Below are 19841 nucleotides of genomic sequence, written 5' to 3'. Positions count from 1 at the left end.
CCGCGTCCCCCCTCTTCAGCAAGGAACGCCCCATGACGCAGAACGACCCTGGCAACGACTACCCGCTCAGCGAAGTGCCGATGCATGCCCGCAAAGGTCTGGCCTCAACCGCCATGGTGTTGCTCGGTTTCACGTTTTTCACCGCAACCATGTTCGCCGGCGGCAAGCTCGGCGTGGCGTTCAGTTTTGGCGAGATGCTGGCGGTGATCGTCGTCGGTAACCTGCTGCTCGGTCTGTATGCGGCAGGCCTCGGTTATATCGCCTTCAAGAGCGGACTTAACTCCGTGCTGATGGGGCGTTTCTGTTTTGGTGAAGTCGGCAGCAAGCTCAGTGACCTGATCCTCGGTTTCACCCAGATCGGCTGGTACGCCTGGGGCACTGCGACCGCCGCCGTGGTGCTCGGCAAATACTTCGATCTGGGGCAAGGCACAGTGCTCGGCTTGATGGTGCTGTTCGGCCTGGTGTTCTGCGCCACGGCGTATATCGGTTATCGCGGCCTGGAGATCCTGTCGTACATCGCGGTGCCGGCGATGATGTTGCTGCTGATGCTGTCGATGTGGGTCGCGACGGTAAAAGTCGGTGGCCTCGAAGGTTTGCTCAGCGTGGTGCCGACGGGTTCGCTGGACTGGTCGACCGCGATCACGCTGGTGTTCGGCACCTTCGTCAGCGGCGCGACCCAGGCGACCAACTGGACACGCTTCTCGCGCTCGGCACGGGTTGCCGTGCTGGCGAGCCTGATCGGATTTTTCATCGGCAATGGCTTGATGGTGCTGATCGGTGCCTACGGCGCGATCGTCTATCAGCAGCCCGACGTGGTTGAAGTGTTGCTGCTGCAAGGTTTCGCCATGGCCGCAATGGCCATGCTGCTACTGAATATCTGGAGCACCCAGGACAACACCATCTACAACTTCGCCGTCGCCGGCTGCAACCTGCTGCGCACCGGCCGACGCAAAACCGTGACCCTGTCCGGCGCGGTAATCGGCACCCTGCTCGCCCTGCTGGGCATGTACGACATGCTGGTGCCGTACCTGATTCTGCTGGGCACGGTGATTCCGCCGATTGGCGGAGTGATCATGGCCGACTTTTTCTTCCGCTGGCGCGGGCGCTATCCGCGGCTGGCCGACGCACGGCTGCCGGCGTTCAACTGGCCGGGGCTGGGGGCTTACGCGGTCGGCACGCTCGCCGCGTTCCATTCGCCCTGGGTCGCACCGCTGGTAGGGATTGCCGCCGCCGCGCTAACGTATGTCATCGTCACCGGCCTGCTCGGCGCCCGTCGCGCCAGTGCGCCACTACCAGACCTATAAGAAGGATTCGCCTGATGCACATCATCAACGCCCGACTGCGCAACCAGGACGGTTTGCACGAATTGCACCTGGAAGACGGCCTGATCCGCAGCATCGGCCGCCAGACCGAAGCCCCGACCCTCACCCCCGGCGACCTCGACGCCGGCGGCAATCTGGTGGTGCCGCCCTTCGTCGAGCCGCACATCCACCTCGACGCCACGCTGACTGCTGGCGAGCCGCGCTGGAACATGAGCGGCACGCTGTTCGAGGGCATCGAGTGCTGGGGTGAGCGCAAAGTCACCATCACCGAAGAAGACACCAAGACCCGCGCGAAAAAGACCATCCAGGCCCTGGCCGCACACGGCATCCAGCACGTGCGCACCCACGTCGACGTCACCGATCCGCAGCTCACCGCGCTGAAGGCGATGCTTGAAGTCCGCGAAGAAACCCGGCACCTGATCGACCTGCAAATCGTCGCGTTCCCGCAGGAAGGCATCGAGTCGTTTCGCAACGGTCGCGAGCTGATGGAAGAAGCGATTCGCATGGGCGCCGACGTGGTTGGCGGCATCCCGCATTTCGAGTACACCCGTGATCAGGGTGTCAGTTCGGTGAAGTTTCTGATGGACCTGGCCGAGCGCACCGGGTGCCTGGTCGATGTGCATTGCGACGAGACTGACGACCCGCACTCGCGCTTTCTTGAGGTGCTCGCCGAAGAGGCGCGCAGCCGCGACATGGGCGCGCGGGTCACCGCCAGCCACACCACGGCGATGGGTTCTTACGACAACGCTTACTGCGCCAAACTGTTCCGCCTGCTCGGGCATTCCGGGATCAGTTTCGTCTCGTGCCCGACCGAAAGCATTCACCTGCAGGGGCGCTTCGACAACTTCCCGAAACGCCGTGGCGTGACCCGCGTGAATGAATTGCTTGAAGCCGGGATGAACGTGTGTTTTGGCCAGGATTCGATCGTCGATCCTTGGTATCCGCTAGGCAACGGCAACATCCTGCGGGTGCTGGAAGCCGGGTTGCACATCTGCCACATGCTCGGTTACCGCAACCTGCAGAACGCGCTGGATCTGGTCACCGACAACAGTGCCAAGGCCATGCACCTGGGCGAGCGTTATGGCCTGGTAGAGGGGCGCCCGGCGAATCTGCTGATTCTGTCGGCGGACAGCGACTACGAAGTGATCCGCAGCCAGGGCCTGCCGCTGTATTCGATTCGTGGCGGCAAGGTGCTGATGCAGCGGCAGATGCCGGTGGTGGCGTTCAGCAGCGGACAAATCTGAAACTTTTGTCAGGCTGATGGCCTCATCGCTGGCAAGCCAGCTCCCACAGTATCCAGCAGTGAACGCGTGATTTGTGTTCACCACATAACTCTGTGGGAGCTGGCTTGCCAGCGAAGGCGATTGCCGCTTCAGTCGATCAATCGAGCCGTACCAAACAGCCTGACCCGCACCAATTCGCCCTGCTCTTCTTCGAGCAACACCGGCGCCGTCCCGCCCGGCATGACGACGTGCACTTCGCCGCTCGCCACCCAACCCACCGCCCATGCTGCGCAGGCCACCGCACTGGCACTGGTGCCGGAAGACGCCGTCGGCCCTTCGCCACGCTCGAATACTCGGGCGACGATGCGCTGCGCGGACTCAAGCGCGGCCCATTGCAGATTGATGCCCGCCGGGCATGGCTGGCCGGCGCCGGTCGGCATCGCGTAGGCGATTCGGGTCAGGCCTTCAGCCCAGGGCGATTCGCGCATTTGTGAGTTGCTCGGCAACACGGCAACGTCGGTGAGCAAGGTCACGCAATGCGGATTGCCGATGCGCACGAACTGGCTGTGCTGCCACGCGGGATCGAGCTGCGCCAATGGTTTTACATGGCTCACTTCATGACCATTGAATTCGCGGTTTTCAACATTCCGGGCGGTCACCGCTGAAGGCCCGAAGCCCGGTTGACCGAGATCCAGCCAGAAGCCGTGAACGCCTTCGACTGCAGCTGGTTTCACCGAAGTTTCCACGGCGTCGCCCTTGTCGTGATGCACCTTCAGCAACGCGCCTTCTTCCCGCATCAGCCCCTGCTCAAGCAACGCTTGGGAAAAGATCGTCAGACCGTTGCCACTGCGCTCGGCCAAGGTGCCGTCGGTGTTGACGATCAGCACGTCGAACGGCGCTGCCGACTGAAACGGGCCGATCAGCAGGCCATCGCTGCGATGGGATTTGCTCCCCGCCGGACGCTGCCCCTCAGGCCAGTCGCAGCACAGCGCAATGGCTGCCTGACTCCATGCCTGTCTCGACAAGGCACACTGCGCGGCACCGACAGGCAAATCGATCCCCGCCTCACGAAGTGCCTGAGGCGAAACCACCCCGTAGATATTGCCCCGTGCATCGTAAAACTGCGTCATCACTAGCCTCACTCACCTTGTCGAGCCATCACTGTAAACCGCGATCCCTTGTAGGAGTGAGCCTGCTCGCGATAGCAGTGCATCAGCCGCCATATTGATTAGCTGATACACAGTATTCGCGAGCAGGCTCGCTCCCACATTGGATGACTGGCGCTCACAAATGTCCGTTCTGTGCAAAACCCTGTGGGAGCGAGCCTGCTCGCGAAAGCGGCGTATCAGCCACCAATCTCATCGCCTGAACCACCGCATTCGCGAGCAAGCTCGCTCCCACAGGTTAGGATGTCGGCTGCACCGCCCCCGAGACTTGCGATCGAACCTCGACGCGCTATCACTGTCATTCGGGGACGCGACGTTTTTTGCCAAGGATCGATATGACCAGCCTCAACCCCCAAGACACCTTCGTCCCCGGACGCCTGCAACAGATGTCGACGCGCATCGCTTTTTTCATCGCCGGCCTGGGCATTGCCGCGTGGGCGCCATTGGTGCCGTACGCCAAGGCCCGCGCCGGACTCGATGAGGGTACGTTGGGCCTTCTGCTGCTGTGCCTGGGGGTCGGCTCGATTCTGGCGATGCCCTTGGCGGGGATTCTCGCCACGCGCTTTGGCTGCCGCAAAGTCGCCACCGGCGGCACCCTGCTGATTTGCGCGGCGCTGCCGTTGCTGGCGACGGTGTCGTCGATACCGGCGCTGATCGCCACGCTGTTCATGTTCGGTGCCGGGTTGGGCACAGTGGATTCGACCGTCAACCTGCAAGCGGTGATCGTCGAGCGGGCCAGTGGCAAGAATATGATGTCGGGGTTTCATGGCCTGTTCAGCCTCGGCGGGATTGTCGGCGCGGCCGGTGTCAGCGCCCTCCTCGGCCTCGGCCTGACGCCACTGGCGGCGATGCTGGTGGTGGTGGCGGTGTTGATCGGCGCGCTGTTCAAAGCGGTGCCGCACATGCTGCCGTACGGCAGTGAAAGCTCGGGCCCGGCATTCGCCATTCCCCACGGCATCGTGCTGTTCATCGGCGGGATGTGCTTCATCGTGTTCCTCACCGAAGGCGCAGCGCTGGACTGGAGCGCGGTGTTCCTCGCCCAGGAACGCGGGATCGACACGGCGTATGCGGGCTTGGGTTACGCCGCATTTGCCCTGACCATGACGGTGGGACGCCTGCTGGGTGACCGGATCGTGCGCAGTGTCGGGGCTACGCGGATCATTCTGTTTGGCGGGCTGCTGGCAGCGGCAGGCCTGTTTCTGGCGACCTTCGCCCCGAGCTGGGAAGCCGCGCTGCTGGGGTATGCGCTGGTCGGCGCCGGCTGTTCGAACATCGTGCCGGTGCTGTATACGGCGGTGGGCAAGCAGACGGTGATGCCGGAAAGCATTGCGGTGCCGGCAATCACCACGCTGGGTTACGCAGGGATTCTGGCGGGGCCGGCGGTGATCGGTTTTGTCGCGCATGCCAGCAGTTTGAGTTTTGCGTTTGGCTTGATGGCGGTGTTGTTGGTGGCGGTGGCCATCGGCGGCAAGACCTTGAAAGTCTGAACATTGGCGCGGTACCTGTCAGGTTTGACAGTAGACAAGCCCTGCCCCCAATCATAGGGTTGATTTCCAGCTCAGGAGAAAAGGAAATCCGGCATGAACATTGGAACAGGATCAGTTATTGCGCTAATCACTATTCTCCAGGGATGTGCCTCCGTCAATCGATACGACTGGGGTGAAGGCACTGCCAATTTTGCGCCCGCTGAGCGCCTGGCCAATGCCGGCGGGAACTATGCGCATTGGCAAGCCATTGGCCGTGTTGAAGTTGAAGACGGCATGACCTGCTCCGGCACGCTGATTGACACTCGAGAACCCGGAGCAGTATCGCAACCCGCCTACGTGCTGACCTCCGGACACTGCACACATCCGGAGATAGGCAATAACGAGATCATCGTCAATCAACCTGCAAAGGGTCGGGTGACGTTCAATTATTTTTTCGACACGCAACCGCAAAGCCGTTCCTACACGGTCAGTCGCGTCGGCTGGAGCACGCTACGCGGTCAAGACCTCTCTATCATTGAGCTTGAACAGCCTCTGGAACAGTTGATCAGAGACGGTATCCAGCCGTTGAAACTGGCGCGGGCCCCGTTGGACAGCGAAGACGACATTCTGATCACCGGCGCGCCCATGAACGGTTTCATTCAGCGCATGGCCTGCAAACAAGAACACTCGGCGGCGATTATTGAAGGCCCATGGCGTTGGGTCGGACAACTGAGCAACCGTTGTCTCGATGTTGTCAGCGGGCTGTCAGGCTCGCCACTGCTTGCGCGTTACACCAATGAAATTGTGGGTGTGCTCGGCACCACCACTCGCGGGAGTGACCGCAATCGCTGCGACAAGGGCGCGCCCTGCGAAGTCGTGGCGGGACAGGTCAACAAACGCAGCAATACCAATTACGCCTCCACAACCGATGGGCTGGACGCCTGTTTCGCCAAGGGACATTTCAATCCACGTCTGGACGGTTGTTCGCTGGGCGAGAACTGGTCGTTTCCTGGTTCGTCGCAAAACAGCGATTACACCAAGCTCGAGCGCGACGAACATGGACAAGTCGTGCCTTGGCGATGGCTGCAAACGTTCACCACAACCGCGCCTTACTACCGCTATCGCTTTACGCGCACTCTGGACGAATGTCAGAACCTTGATGGCTATAGCCAAGTGCGAACGGCTGCACCGGACGCCGATAATCAATTGAGTCATGAACTTAAAGACGGCTCAGGCTTGTACTTTCTCTGCCTGATTGGCCAACAGCGGCCTACGGACGTACCCAAGCAATGGGCCGGAAGAACACCCAGCGTCTACTGGCGCTGGATGATGGACGCGCCCGCACCGCTGAAGCCTGCCTATAAGGTCGAAGCGGTAGGTGGCGACGAATACGACATCAGGGTATTTCCGGTTTCACCGGATCTGGATCCCGCCCGATTTCAATACAAGTACGGCCAGCCCGGAAGCATCAATTGCAATGACGGGCAGGGATTTCAACGCGTATCACCCTCCACAGGCGTGTTCCATGTTTCCATTGCCAATGGCCGAAAGAACGTCTGCCTCAAAGGCGCAGACCTGGCCGGGAATCCCGGGCCGACCATCGAGTTTCTGATCCCTCAATAGCTTCAGGCTTTTTGTGGCTGAACCGTGTGAAACCGATTCAGCCACAACAGCGCCTTAGAAACCTACACTGGCCTGCACGAAGAACGTACGCGGCGCACCGACATACATCCCCGAATTGTTGTCGCTGGAGCGGGTGAAGTACTGCTTGTCGAAGACGTTTTTCACCCCGGCACCCAGTTTCAGATTCGACACTTGCGGCCCGAAGTCATACCCGCCGCGCACGTTCCAGGTCACGTAACCCGGGATGTCGCCGTACTGCCCGTCGGCCGTGCCTTCGGTGATGTAGTTGCCGTTGAAGCTGCCATCGGCGTTGACCCCGGTGCCCGGCGAGCGCTGTTTTGATTGGGCGAAACCGTCGATGTTGTAGGTCCAGCGATTGACGTCGTAACGCAAGCCCACGGTCGCCACCTGCCGCGAATAGAACGGCAGATCACGGCCCTTGAAGCCCGGAATCTCACCTTCGTAAGTCGCACGGGTGTAGGTGAAACCGGCGTTGGCGGTCAGACCGTCGAGACGCGGATCGAGCGCTGCCATGTCGTAGTGCACCGACGCTTCGATGCCCTGGTGCTTGGTCGCGCCGAGGTTGGTCCAGCCGACATCGTTGCTGATGTATTGCAGTTCGTCATCGAAGTCGATGTAGAACAGCGTCACTTCCCCGCCCCACACGTCATCGTTGTAGCGCGTACCGATCTCGTAGGTCTTGGCTTTTTCCGGTTCCAGGCCGTTGGCGGTCTGGTCACCCGAACCGCCCTGGCCAAGCTGGAAATACTGCAGGCTGCCGAACGAGGTTTCGTAGTTGGCGAACAGTTTCCACGCGTCCGACAGGTGATACATCACGCTCAGCGCCGGCAGCGGTTCGTTGCTTTCGATGCTGCGGTTTTTCTCCGGCACGCGTTTGCCTGCAGTGTCGAGCACGGCGCGGTCATGCCAGTCGGTGCTGATGTGTTCGAAGCGAATGCCCGGAGTGATTGTCCAGTTGCCGACGTCGATCTTGTTGTCGACGTACACCGAGTTAGCCTCGGTGCCGCCGGTGCGGTCCTGGAACACATGGCCGTCGGACGTCGGCGTGACCACCGGCTGATTATTGACCAGCGCCAGACGGCTCGACTGTTCGTGCATCGCCTCTTTCAGGTAGCGATAACCGACGCTGACTTCCTGCGTGGTCGGGCCGACGTCAAACACCCGCGACACACGCGGTTCGACACCGAGGGTGTAGTAGGAACGCGGGTATGAGCTGAGGGTTTTCTGGTCGCGGGCGGCGATGGTGCTGCCGCGAAAGCTGTCGGTGTAGTAGGTGAGGATTTCTGCCTGGGTGCGCTCGTCGATCTGCCGGATCCACTTGAACGACACGTCTTTGCGCCGACCGCTGAAGTTGTCGTAATCGCGCACCGAATCATACGGTTTGTCGTCGTACTGCTTCTGCGTCAGGCCGCCGGGCATGTCGGCGCTGGCGTCGTAGTAATGAAAGTTGAGGCTGAAATCGTCCTGATCGGTCGGCGCCCAATGGGTCTTGAGCAGCACGTCGTCGATGTCGTTGTCGTTGTTGCGCTCGCGGTAACCGTTGCCGTTGACCCCGGAATACAACAGCGCCACGCCCATGCCGTTGTCGGCAGTGCCGCCGAGGAACGCCGTGTCGATGTGCTTCCAGCCGCCGTAACGGGTGGTCTCCAGGGTGGTGCCGATTTCCCCGGTGGCTTTTTCCGGAATGGCGCGGGTGACGAAGTTGATCACCCCGCCGACGTTTTGCGGGCCGTAACGCACGGAACCGGCACCGCGTACCACGTCGATACTGTCGAGGTTGCCCGAGGAGATCGGCGCCATCGACAGCTGCGGCTGGCCGTACGGCGCGAACGCGGCCGGCACGCCGTCGATCAGCACCGTGGAGCGTGGCGAGAGGCGCGAAGTCAGGCCACGCACGCCGACGTTCAGCGCGATGTCGCTGCCGCCGGTGCCGTTGGAGTCCTGCACCTGCACACCGGGCACGCGCTTGAGCACGTCACTGACGTTCATCGCGCCTTGCTCGACCATGGCTTCGCGGCGGATCACCGTGCGTGCGCCCGGGTGGTTCTGCACCACGGCGGCGTCGGCGTCACCGAGCCAGTCGCCGACCACTTTGATGTCGGTCACGCCCAGTTCCAGCGGGCCGTTGCTGGCGGCGGTCGCGACAGGCGCCAGAGTCACCGAGCCTTCGTTGATCTGGTAGTCGAGGCCGCTGCCCTGAAGCAATTGGCGCAACGCCTGCTCGGGGGAAAGATTGCCGTCAACCGCCGGCGCCTGTTTGCCGGCGACCAGATCCGGGCTGAAAAACACCTGCAACGACGTTTGCTGGCCCAGTTCGCTCAGGGCCTGACCCAGCGGCTGGGCGCGGATGTGAATGGCCTCGGCGGCATACGCCAGTGGCATCGCAGCGTTGACTGCCAGCGCGAGGGCCAGCGGTAACCAGGGGGATTTTTTGTTGTTGGCTGAGGTGTTTTTCACGTCGAACGTAGTCCTGTGGAGCGCAAGAGTGTGCGTCTGTTAATGCAAACCAGTTGCAGTTGAACAGGAAGACGATGAACTCGAAAAAAACCTGAATGTTATTTTGAAATTATTTCCTGACTGCCATCGGCCAGGGTGCGAACGGCCACCGGCAGGATGTTTGGCAGGGCCTTGAGCAAGGCGTCGGTATTGTCGGATTTGAACACGCTGGTCAGGCGCAGACTGGCCACGGAGGGGTTGCTGACCGTCAGTGGCTTGTCGCGATAACGCGAAACTTCCGCCGCCACTTCGCCGAGGCTGGCGTTGTTGAACACCAGTTTGCCGCTGCGCCACGCCGTCAGTTCGGCGGGGTTGACCGCATATGCGGCGGCGACGCGACCCTCAGCATCGACGTGGGTACCGAGACCTGCCGTCAAGTTGATGAACTCGTTGTCCGGCGCATTGCGCCCCTGCACCTTGACCGTGCCCTGCTCCACCGCGACCCGGGTTTGCGTGACATCGCGGCGCACATCGAAACGCGTGCCGGTGACCGTGACCTTGCCGCTGCCGGCCTCGACCACGAACGGCCGCGCCGTGTCGTGCTGAACGCTGAACAGCGCCTCGCCTTCACTCAATTCGATGAGCCGCCGATCCTTCTCAAAACGCACCTGCAGACGGCTGCGGCTGTTCAGGTCGATCACCGATCCGTCCGGCAGCGCCACGTGCTTGCGCTCACCCAGCGCCGTCGCGAACTCGGCGCTGTAGCCGTCGGGGAGATTCAGACCGCTGAACAGACCGAGGCCGAGCGCCACCGCCAGCACACTGGCGGCCACGGCATAGCGCAGCAGCGGGCGACGTTCGCGACGGGCCGGCGGGGTTTCGACGAGGGACTTGAGACGTGGCGCCGGCAGCAGATCGGCCGCCGTCCACAGGCCTTGCAGCAACTGGAATTCGTCACGGTGTTGCGGATGCTGGTTCAGCCAGGCATCGAAGCGCTGCTGTTCGTCGGCGCTGATCAGCGGTTCCTGCAAACGCACAAACCAGCGTGCCGCTTCATCGCGCACCGTTGTTTGCCCGCACGCGCAATCACGGGTATCCATCATGGAATGTCCTGTCGGGCTGGGGATGAAAAGCGGCGGCCGCTCATGACTGCATGCCGTCGAGACGATCGCGCAAGTGGCGCAGGGTGCGGATCATATACTTTTCGACCATGTTCCTCGACAGCCCCAGGCGCTCAGCGATTTCCGCCTGGGTCAGCCCTTCGATCTTCTGCCAGACGAAAATCTTCCGGCAGTTGAGCGGCAGTTCCTGCAGCGCCCGTTCGATGGAGTCGGCCAGCTGGATCGCCTGCATGTAATGCTCCGGGTCGCCGGTGGACGACACACTGTGATCGATCGCCTGCGACTCCATGGCTTCCCGCCGATCCTCACGCCGATAACCGTCGACCGCGATGTTGCGTGCGGTCTGGTGCAAATACGCCCGTGGCTGCTGCACCGCTGCCGAATCGGATTCGAGCACCCGCACAAAGGTGTCGTGCGCCAGATCCTCGGCCTGCGCGCGGTTGCGCAGACGCCGGGTCCAGGTGCCGATCAACTCTTCGTAATGCTCGAAAAAGCCGGGTCTGCGGGGCAGCATGGGGTTCATGACAGCGTGCTGGGGAAAGAGGCGTGAATAGTAATGCTTCCTATTAAGGCCGGCAATTTATTCCTTGGAAACGCTCGATTCAAGGGTAATCGTCAGTAAAACCGCGCCTTCCCCCACCTATTGTGTAAAATGCCGCCCGGGTGCCACCGCAACAACGCGGCAGGGCAGGTTTAATTCAGCGCAGGTCGGGCCGCCGCGCGGAGTTGCTGTGCCTATGAGCCACGATCCGTCACGCCTGCAGACTGCCCCTGCCCGCCAGGAGTCGCCTTCTGCCCTGGCCTTTCTCTCGCGTTTTTTCGCTGCCGAATCCGCCGGTGGCCTGATTCTGATGGCCGCTGCCCTGGCCGCGCTGCTGGTCGCCAACTCGCCTTGGGCGGCCACGTATTTCTCGACCTTGCACATCAAGATCGCCGGTCTGTCGATCGAGCATTGGGTGAATGATGGCCTGATGGCGATCTTCTTCATGCTGGTGGGCCTGGAGATCAAGCGCGAATTGCTCGCCGGTCAGTTGTCGACCTGGGGTCAGCGCGCGCTGCCGGGCTTCGCCGCGCTGGGCGGGATGCTGGTCCCGGCCCTGATCTACGTCGCGATCAACTGGGGCAATCCGCAGACCCTGAGCGGTTGGGCGATCCCCGCCGCCACCGACATTGCTTTCGCCCTGGGCGTGCTGTCGCTGCTGGGCAAACGGGTGCCCGTGTCGCTGAAAATCTTCCTCTCGGCGCTGGCCATCCTCGATGACCTGGGCGCAGTGGTGATCATCGCGATTTTCTACACCAGCGGCCTGTCGGTGAGCATGCTGCTGGCCTCGTTGGCGGTGATCGCATTGCTGGTGATCCTCAACCGCTGCGGCGTCAGAAAGCTTTGGCCGTACCTGATCGCCGGCGCCTTCCTGTGGTTCTTCATGCTGCAATCGGGGATCCACGCGACCCTCGCCGGGGTGATTCTGGCCCTGTGCATTCCGCTGGGAAATCCCGAAGACGAGCACAACTCGCCGCTGCTGTACCTCGAAGAAAAAATGCATCCGTGGGTGGCGTTCGCCGTGGTGCCGATTTTCGGCTTCGCCAACGCGGGTGTGTCGCTGACCGGCATTTCTCCGAGCAACCTGCTTGAGCCGGTACCACTGGGCGTGGCGCTGGGGCTGTTGTTCGGCAAGCAGATCGGTATCCTCGGCCTCGGCGCCCTGGCGATTCGCAGTGGTCTGGCACAACTGCCGCAAGGCGCGAGCTGGCTGCAGCTGTACGGCGTCGCCCTGCTCTGCGGGATCGGCTTCACCATGAGCCTGTTCATCGGCGCGCTGGCGTTCCCGGGCGCGCCGCATCTGGTCGACTCGGTGAAAGTTGGGGTGTTGCTGGGTTCGATCCTGTCCGCGCTGCTGGCGGTGGTCGTGCTGATGAGTGCGGGTAAGGCGAAGGCTTCGAGCTGACCCTCTGCGGCAAGCAGTCCCGGTCAACTCGCGTTGACTGGGACTGAGGCGATTGCAACCGAGCTACGCGATCCGGAACTGTTGCGCCCCGACGGTTCTGGATCCTTCAGTCACCTCAAGACGTTGCGCCCGCAACAGATCCCGCTTCACTGTGCAAATCAGCCTTTTTGCACCTCAAACTTCGTCGCATGACTGCCCTGCAGCATTTAACAATCTTACCTGGACCAGTGCATCCCCCACCTCGCCACCATTGATTGCATAGCTAGCACGGGCCGATCCATCTTTAATAGGCTTGATATGCTTTGACCAATCACCGACTGTTATTACAACACCCTCGGAGATGTCCTCCGAAGTGATAGCGTGCTTGAACGAAGTCTCGGTATCGAAAATGGGTTGCTCGCCCGCCTGATCGGTATATCCCTGCCAGTTCAGTTTCAATACGGCCCCGATCTGCGTGTCTGGCAACAGCCTCACTTTAACCCTTACACCGCCCATTGGATTCGAACGGCAATTGATGACGCCGTCTTTTGCATCCGGAAATGTGATATCGCTCATTTTTGCAGCTCCTTGAAATGACTTGACGAAGGCCGGGATAAAACCAATGTGGTTTGAAGTACCGGAACCTGATCTTCAGTTTTCAAGGAAACTCTCACAACTGTTATAAATGACAGTTTTTTAAAACTCTTCGCTATGCCGAATATTCATTTTTGATATATATATTCGACTTGCGTATTTGCATGCGATGGTTACGCAGCGACTATCTTCGCGGTAATGCGACAGATCAAAACGAGCGAGCTTGCTCGCGAAGGCGCTGGTTCAGTCAACAGCCTCGCTGACTGAACTGACGCCTTCGCGAGCAAGCCCGCTCCCACAGTTTTTACAGCGGTGCTGCTCAGCCTTTTTCGTTGATCCCCGCTTGCAGGGTCTGGCTGTCCAGATTACCGCTCAGGGTCACCGGACCGACTTTCAGATTGCCGTTATCGAACGACACCTTCGGTGCGTTCTCCTCGGTTTTCTGCGGCAGGTCCAGCCCGGCTTTCACCCCGTAGTCACGGTTGACCAGATCGCTGCCAACGACCTTCGAAGCGCCCAGATCGACCTTGCCGTCAGTCGATGAAATCCGCGCGCCGGTCAGCTGCGTACCACCACCAACGTTCAACTTCACACCCTGATTGCCACTGATGGCGGACGCCTGCGCGACGCTGTCCTTCTGCGCGTATTCGCCCTGCGCTTTCAACGTTGGTTTGTAGTCAGTGCCGGCGAGTTTTTCCTTGTCGCTCGGTGGATTCTTCTTCGCGGTCAGGCCCAGATCGACATCGACCTTGGCTTGGGTCGTCGAGTCCTGGCGGCTTTCGACGGTCAGATCACCGGCAACCTTGCCGCCGACAGTGTTCGCGTCGATCCGCGCGCCAGACAGTTGTGCATCGCCTGCGCTATTGAGTACCACGCTGTCAGCCTTGATATGGCTGTACTGCTGGGTGGTGCCTTGCAGGTAATCGACGCCGACCTTGGCCCCGGCGTTGAAGCCGTGGTCACTGCTGGCCTTTTCATCGGCTGCGGTCGGGGTCTTGCTGCTCAGGTTGCCGCCGGCATTCAGCGCAACGTTCCAGTTGTTGCGGCTCTCGGTGGACTGCGCCGACTCTTGAACGTAACCGCCCTTCTGCGCATCGATGCTGACGTTCGGCGCGCTGACTTGCGTGCCTTGCAGGTGCACCGCGTCACCGCTCAAGGCGATTTGGCTCTGGCTGTTGAGCTGGCCACCGGTCAGGGTTTGCGAGTTTTCGTTGATGCGGCCGATGTTGAAATTGCCGCTCAGATTACCGCCCTGATCGCGACTTTTCTCGCTGCTGGATTTGCTGCCGCCGCCCTTCAGACCACCACCGAGATTGCTGCCAGTCGCGGTGTGGGTATCAACGGCCGCTTGCAGATCGAGTTTGCCGTCAGCGTGCAGCTCAATGCCGCCGACGCTGTCGATCTGCGTGCCTTGCTGAACCTGATTGCCACCGCTGCTCAGTTGCACCGGGCCGTTGCCGCTGATGCTCGCCACGTGAGCCTGGGTGTCATTGGTCTGCTTGCCGGTGTGATCAAGCTGGAAGCCAGCGCCGAGGTCGACGTTGGTGCCGTCGGTGCCCGGCAAGGTGCCGACCGTCAGCGAGCCGTTGCCGCGCAGGCTGGAGTCGCTGCTGCTCTGGCGGTCGGTAGCCTGATTCAGCGCCAGATCGCCGCCGGTCTTGATGTTCACACCGCCCTGCCCGCCGTCGAAACGGCTGCCAGCGAACTGCGCATCACCGCCCACCTTGATGTTCACGCCTTGGCTGCCGGCAAAACCGCCGACCACTGCGGTGCTGCTGTCCTTGCTGCTGTAGCTGTTGCCACCCGCGCCGCTGCCGGCGACGTTCACGTCCTCGCCGGTCTTGGTGTAGACGCGCACGTCGACCTTGGCGTCCACCGAGTTATCGGTGCTGCTGTGAGTGTTGCTCGCGGCATCGGTAACCAGTTTGTCAGCGCTGATGTTGACCATGCCGTTGCTCGCACTGTACTGGGTGCCCTGGTCGTGCAGGTTGCCGGCGGTTTTCACGTCGACACTGCCGCCGTCGAAACGGCTGACCACAGCGTTGCTGCTCTGCTCGGTCTTGTCGGCGCTGCCGTGACCGATCGCCACGTCGATACCGACGTTCGGCTGGCCAAGATTGCTCAGGGCTTCCTTGTCCGGCACCTTGCCGTTGAGCACATCCTTGACTGCACCGGCAATCGGGCGGGCGATGTCCTTGTACTCGACGTTGGCGCCGATGTCCGCCGACCAGTTGCTCTGATTATGGCTGCTGCTTTCGGTGTTGCTGGCGGCGCGGTTGTCGATCTGGTTGGCCGCGACGTTCACGCCGTTGCCAGCCTTGATCTGCGCGCCTTCGGTCAGCAGTTTGTCGGCATTGATGTTCAGGCTGCCGCTGCTTTGCACGTGGGTGGTTTGCGCGGTAGTTTTGCTGCTGCTGTCTTGCGTGGTGCTGTGGGCAAAGTCGACGCCACTGCCAGTGCGGTCGAGGCCGCCGGTGTAGTAGAAACCGCCGCCAGTACTGGAGGTGTCGGATGAGGTTTTGTGGCTGTCCTGTTCGGCCAGCAACGACACATTCTTGCCACTCAGCGTGGTATCGCCAGCAGTGGATTTGACTTCACCGCCCTTGATCGTCAGATCGCCGCCGGCCTTCACCTGCACGCTACCGCCGCTGAGGCTCGAACCTTGCTGATTGACGTCGTTACGGGTGACGGTCTGCTGCTTGTCTTCGTAGTGCACCCCGGCGCGGTATTGCTCCGGCGTTTGCTCTTTGGCGTAGGCATCGAAGCCACGGGTCTCGGTGGTCGAGCTGCTGTCGTGGCTGTTCTGTGTGGAATGCACGTTCACATCACCCGCTGCGTCCGCCGTCAGCACGCCACCAGCCTTGACCGTAGAGCCGGCCACTTCGATGTCCTTGGCGCTCTTGAGTTTGAGGTTGCTGTCGGAAACCAGCTCGCTGCGCACCGTGGTGCTGTCCCTGGAATTCTGCCGCGACTCGTCCTTGGTGATGCCGAAGAATTTGCTGTCCTTGTCGTGGTTGTTGCTGTGCGAAGTGTCCTGCACACCGTCGATCACCAGCGAACCCTGATCGCTGATCACGCTGGCCTCGGTGCCGCCACGGACCTGGCTGCCGCTGATGCGCACGTCGTCAGCCTTGACGATCAGTTTGCCGGCCGCATTGATTTTGCTGCCCTGATGCCGGGTCTGGCCCTTGTCGGCATCACCGGTCTTGCCGAAGAATCCGCCGCCAACCAGGTCGCCGGAGTAACTGTTGTTATTGCTGCGACTGGTGCGCGTGGCCGTGGTGACGTCCACTTGCTTGCCCGCCAGTTTCACATCGCCGGCGCTGTTCAGTTCGGCACCTTCGGCGCGCAACAACGCGGCGGTTTGCAGCGCGATATTGCCGCCCTTCAACTGGCTGCCGATGCTGCGCTGCTCTTCGCTGCTGTTGTTCCAGTCGGCCTTCCACAGATGCTTGCGATGGTTGCCCTGATCGGTCTGGGTGTGGCTTTCGGTGGCAGCTGTCAGGCGCAGATCACCGCCACTCTGCACATCGAGGTTTTTTGCCGCTTCAACTTTGGCCGCTTTGAGTTCGGTGTCTTTGCCGGAGGTCAGCCTGGCGTCGCGGCTGGCGACGATCTGGCTGCCGTGCTGGCGAGTTTCACTGTCGGTCTGGGTGCGATCGTAGGTTTCCCAGGTGATGCCGATGGTGCTGTTGCTCCAGTTTTCGCGCTGCTGCTGGAGCTTGCGGCTTTCGACGCTGCTCAGGGTCAGGTTGCGCTTGGCATTGACGCTGACGTCGCGACCACTGACGTCGGTGGCGGCCAGCGTCAGGTCGTTGCCGCTGTGCAGGCCGACATCACCCTGACTGCTGCGAATGCTGGCACGCGTCACTTCGAGGCTGTTGGGGATGGCTTCACCGCTGACGCTGAGATCGCCAGCGGAACGGATCTGCACGCCGTCACGCCCGGCCACTTGCACCGCACCCACACGCACGCCCGCGCCTTCGGCGGTGCTGACGATATTGATGCGCCCGGCCTGCATCGCGCCGAACAGGCTGGCGTCGATGCGTTGATCTTTGGTGTTGCCTGCCGGGTCCACGGCTTTGACCTGACCGCTGGCGTAATCGATCTGATTGCGTCCGACCGTGAGGTTCAGTTGATCGCGGGCATCGATGCGGCCCTGGCTGTCGATACGCGGGGCGATCAGGTTGACCGAACCCTCGGCGTTACGCAGGCCGCCACTCTGAATCTGCAACTGACCGCTGGCGTCGCGGGTGTTCAAGGCTTGCAGTTTGCCGTCGTTCAACTCCGGACGACCGACCAGCAGACTGGCGTTCGGCGTGTTGATGAAGCTGCCGCCGTTCACCGAGATGCCGTTGGGGTTGGCCAGCACATAATCGGCCGCGCGGCCGAAGATTTCCTGGGCGCCGTTGATCGCCGAAGGGTTGCGGCTGATCACCTCGTTGAGGATCACGCTCGCCGCTTGGCCCTGCAGTTGCGGGTTGGCTGCCAGTTGCCCGGCGAGCTGCGATTGCCCGGCCTGCAAGGCGTTGTTCAGCACCAGACCCTGACGGTCGACGTTGTAGTCGAGGAACTGGTTGTGCGACAGGCCCGAGCCGTTGGGCGCGACGATATTGACGATGGGCACGCCGCCCTGCGTCTGCAATTGCGCGGTGCCGCCGGGGCCGGGAGCGACCACCACACCGCCGGCGATGGCGCTGGGCAGGTGCACGGCGAAGAACAGGCTGGCGATCGCCCAGCGCAGTTTGCCCCGAGGAGAAAGATGGAATGCAAAGGTGTGTGCTGGCATAAAAACGTCTCCATGTAAGTACGGCATCACGGCGCGCGATTTAGTCTTGGCCGTGGCTGTCGCGCTCAGATCCGACGGCTGTTTGTTCACTGCTTGATGAGTCTCGCTGGTGCTCATATCTGCAACCCCACGCGCATCAGCCAGGTCTCCGGCTCGTGCTGCAAACCGCTGGGGGTATTGAGGGCCCGTTGGTAATCGACGTCCACTTGCAGATTCTTCCAGCCCAGATTCAGCCCGACGCTGGCGCCGCTCAGGCGTTGGCCCTGAGCACCGTGATCGGCCTTGAGCCAGCCGTTGTCCAGGCCCACGCGCGGGGTGATCTGCACCGGCCAATCGCTACGCAGCGGCAGACGCAGGGTGTTGCGCCAGATCGCGCCGCTGGCACCGGATGCGCTGCTGACCCGATAGCCGCGCACCGCCGAATCATCGGTGCCGAGCAACTGTTCGATGGCCGGCAACGGGTCGGGGCTGTATTGCAGATTGAGCTGGCTCTGCCACTGCCACGCTTGCGCGCCGAACTGGCCATTGCGCCATTGGCTGAGGCCTGCGCGGTACTTGCGAAACTGCGCTTTGGGCAAATTGTTGACCGCATGATTGGCGTCGTCATCGGCGCCCAGCCAGCGCAGGCCTTGCGAATAGGTGAAGTCGAGGTTCCACACCGCACGGTCGAGCCAGAACAGATTGAGTCCGGCTTCGGCCACGGTCAGGGTCGGGCTTTGAATGCCCAGGCGAACGTTCTCCAGATAGCTGTCGACGTCCTTGTGTGCCAGTTGCAGGTTGGCGCTGAGCTGGCGGCTCTGGTCGCGCCACAACACGCGGTCGGCGCGCAGGCTCAGTTGATCGGTGATGCCGGTGCTGTACAAGGTCGCGCTGGGCAGTTTGAACGGCGCGCGATATTCCGCATGGCTGGCGAACGCGCTGTAGGTCCAGTAGCCGTAGGGAATCGCGTAATACAGACTGGCGTTGCGACTGTAGCGGTCGCCCTGATTCAACGTATCGCTGGCACTGAGGCTCAACAGATCGTTGAGTTGCAGCGGGCTGTCGAAGCTCAGGCTGACGGTATTGCGATCCCGCCCGGTGCTGGCGCTGCCGAGGTTGTCCATGCCCAGGCCCAATGCCCAGCGCGACTGTCCGGAGGTACGCGAGCGCAGGATGATGCGCGAGGCACCGGGCTGGCTACCGGGGGCGATGTCAGCGGTCAGGTCGATCGAGCGCAAGCGGTTCAATTGATCCAGGCCCTGCTCCAGATCGCGCAGGTTCAGCGGCTGGCCGAGCATGTGCGGGAACGCGCCGCCCAGCGAAACGGGCAGGCTCTGATCGGCCAGTTCGATGGACTCGATGTAGCCCTCGTCGATCATGATGTCCAGCGACTGCCCCGCCGCCGGCGCGCTCAACAGGTACGGGCGGCTGGCGATGTAACCCTGCTCGACATAGGCGGCGGTAATGGTCGCCAGCAGATGGTTGATCTGGCCGACGCCCATACACGGTGCCAGCAGCGGCTTGATCCGCGCGTTGAGTTTGTCGCTGTCGATCAGCGTAACGCCGCCAATGCGCGTACCGCTCAGCGGCCAGCAGCGTTCATCGGGGGTGACGGTTTGCGGGATGGCCGGCGTGGCCGGTGCCGGACCGAACGCACCGCGCTCCAGTTGGCGCTTGCGTTGTTCCATTTGCAGTTGTTGCAGATCGCGTTGTTGCTGTTGCTGCTGGCGCAGCACTTCCTGGCCCGGCGCAACAGGGTCAGCCGCTTGAATCGAGAGGGCACACACACTCAACACAAAGGCCGACAACAGCGGGCAAAGCGTGGAACGACGACGAAAAACAGCGCGAAGCGAATACGGCACGCAACATCCTTGCAATCATAAAGTAGCGTAATGCCACCTCATCAATGCGAGTGATAGTCAGAGCCTTCCTACACAAATGCAAGACGCTTCCTACAACGCTTACATTTCTTAAACATTTGATTTTGCTGTGTTCAACGCTACGCCATCAGGGGTTCCCCGAGGGCTTTCATTGAGTTCTTGAAGATTTGGCCCGTATTACTGGCGCTGTCATTTAATCGAAACCGCTCCAAACCCCGAGGCCGGGTAAGCAACTGACGATTGGCACAAAAACATAATTGCCACAAAATATTACTTGCGTCATATTACAGCCGTAA

General features: G+C 61.5%; 12 protein-coding genes. 5 read left to right on the top strand and 7 right to left on the bottom strand.

The features are described 5' to 3' along the window. Positions 1-32 precede the first annotated feature (32 nt). Positions 33-1304, top strand: coding sequence for a cytosine permease (codB, locus tag CRO59_RS12790; RefSeq protein WP_097087724.1), 1272 nt, complete (start codon positions 33-35; stop codon positions 1302-1304). Between the two features lie 14 nt (positions 1305-1318). Beyond that, the gene (gene codA / locus CRO59_RS12785; RefSeq protein WP_097087722.1) at positions 1319-2566 is read left to right on the top strand and encodes a cytosine deaminase; all 1248 of its coding nucleotides are present in this window, start codon (positions 1319-1321) and stop codon (positions 2564-2566) included. 128 nt (positions 2567-2694) lie between these two features. On the opposite strand, the gene CRO59_RS12780 is transcribed toward codA, so the two are convergent. Beyond that, complete coding sequence (locus CRO59_RS12780) at positions 2695-3675, bottom strand: DeoR family transcriptional regulator (protein WP_027614005.1); 981 nt, start codon at positions 3673-3675, stop codon at positions 2695-2697. Between the two features lie 371 nt (positions 3676-4046). Between CRO59_RS12780 and CRO59_RS12775 the strand changes: the two genes are divergently transcribed. Then, entirely contained in the window at positions 4047-5198 is a 1152-nt protein-coding gene (locus CRO59_RS12775; RefSeq protein ID WP_097087721.1) for an MFS transporter, read from the top strand. Positions 5199-5291: 93 nt separating this feature from the next. After that, entirely contained in the window at positions 5292-6800 is a 1509-nt protein-coding gene (locus CRO59_RS12770) for a serine protease (protein WP_097087719.1), read from the top strand. A gap of 54 nt (positions 6801-6854) precedes the next feature. Here CRO59_RS12770 and CRO59_RS12765 read toward each other — a convergent pair whose 3' ends face one another. The 3 genes from CRO59_RS12765 to CRO59_RS12755 form a co-directional block, all read right to left on the bottom strand. After that, positions 6855-9278 (bottom strand): TonB-dependent receptor, encoded by a 2424-nt coding sequence (locus CRO59_RS12765; RefSeq protein ID WP_097087717.1) that lies wholly within the window; start codon positions 9276-9278, stop codon positions 6855-6857. 98 nt (positions 9279-9376) lie between these two features. Then, complete coding sequence (locus CRO59_RS12760; RefSeq protein ID WP_097087716.1) at positions 9377-10360, bottom strand: FecR family protein; 984 nt, start codon at positions 10358-10360, stop codon at positions 9377-9379. A 40-nt stretch (positions 10361-10400) separates the two neighbouring features. Continuing rightward, positions 10401-10901 (bottom strand): sigma-70 family RNA polymerase sigma factor, encoded by a 501-nt coding sequence (locus CRO59_RS12755; protein WP_003223490.1) that lies wholly within the window; start codon positions 10899-10901, stop codon positions 10401-10403. A 214-nt stretch (positions 10902-11115) separates the two neighbouring features. On the opposite strand from CRO59_RS12755, the gene nhaA reads away from it, so the two are divergent. After that, entirely contained in the window at positions 11116-12324 is a 1209-nt protein-coding gene (gene nhaA / locus CRO59_RS12750) for a Na+/H+ antiporter NhaA (RefSeq protein ID WP_097087714.1), read from the top strand. A gap of 174 nt (positions 12325-12498) precedes the next feature. On the opposite strand, the gene CRO59_RS12745 is transcribed toward nhaA, so the two are convergent. The 3 genes from CRO59_RS12745 to CRO59_RS12735 form a co-directional block, all read right to left on the bottom strand. Next, the gene (locus CRO59_RS12745) at positions 12499-12879 is read right to left on the bottom strand and encodes a hypothetical protein (protein WP_097087713.1); all 381 of its coding nucleotides are present in this window, start codon (positions 12877-12879) and stop codon (positions 12499-12501) included. A gap of 337 nt (positions 12880-13216) precedes the next feature. After that, complete coding sequence (locus CRO59_RS12740; protein WP_097087711.1) at positions 13217-17686, bottom strand: hemagglutinin repeat-containing protein; 4470 nt, start codon at positions 17684-17686, stop codon at positions 13217-13219. 113 nt (positions 17687-17799) lie between these two features. Continuing rightward, a complete protein-coding gene (locus CRO59_RS12735) occupies positions 17800-19527 on the bottom strand; it encodes a ShlB/FhaC/HecB family hemolysin secretion/activation protein (RefSeq protein ID WP_097087710.1) in 1728 nt (575 codons plus the stop codon). Positions 19528-19841: the final 314 nt, after the last annotated feature.

It is taken from the genome of Pseudomonas sp. LAMO17WK12:I5 (assembly GCF_900215165.1).
GTDB lineage: Bacteria > Pseudomonadota > Gammaproteobacteria > Pseudomonadales > Pseudomonadaceae > Aquipseudomonas > Aquipseudomonas putida_A.
This window is presented reverse-complemented; position numbering and strand designations above follow the sequence as displayed.

What these genes read in the sequence shown, in the direction of transcription:
- codB (WP_097087724.1), top strand. Translation starts at nt 33, where the DNA reads ATGACGCAGAACGACCCTGGCAACGACTACCCGCTCAGCGAAGTGCCG.
- codA (WP_097087722.1), top strand. Translation starts at nt 1,319, where the DNA reads ATGCACATCATCAACGCCCGACTGCGCAACCAGGACGGTTTGCACGAA.
- CRO59_RS12780 (WP_027614005.1), bottom strand. Translation starts at nt 3,675, where the DNA reads ATGACGCAGTTTTACGATGCACGGGGCAATATCTACGGGGTGGTTTCG.
- CRO59_RS12775 (WP_097087721.1), top strand. Translation starts at nt 4,047, where the DNA reads ATGACCAGCCTCAACCCCCAAGACACCTTCGTCCCCGGACGCCTGCAA.
- CRO59_RS12770 (WP_097087719.1), top strand. Translation starts at nt 5,292, where the DNA reads ATGAACATTGGAACAGGATCAGTTATTGCGCTAATCACTATTCTCCAG.
- CRO59_RS12760 (WP_097087716.1), bottom strand. Translation starts at nt 10,360, where the DNA reads ATGATGGATACCCGTGATTGCGCGTGCGGGCAAACAACGGTGCGCGAT.
- CRO59_RS12755 (WP_003223490.1), bottom strand. Translation starts at nt 10,901, where the DNA reads ATGAACCCCATGCTGCCCCGCAGACCCGGCTTTTTCGAGCATTACGAA.
- nhaA (WP_097087714.1), top strand. Translation starts at nt 11,116, where the DNA reads ATGAGCCACGATCCGTCACGCCTGCAGACTGCCCCTGCCCGCCAGGAG.
- CRO59_RS12745 (WP_097087713.1), bottom strand. Translation starts at nt 12,879, where the DNA reads ATGAGCGATATCACATTTCCGGATGCAAAAGACGGCGTCATCAATTGC.
- CRO59_RS12740 (WP_097087711.1), bottom strand. Translation starts at nt 17,686, where the DNA reads ATGCCAGCACACACCTTTGCATTCCATCTTTCTCCTCGGGGCAAACTG.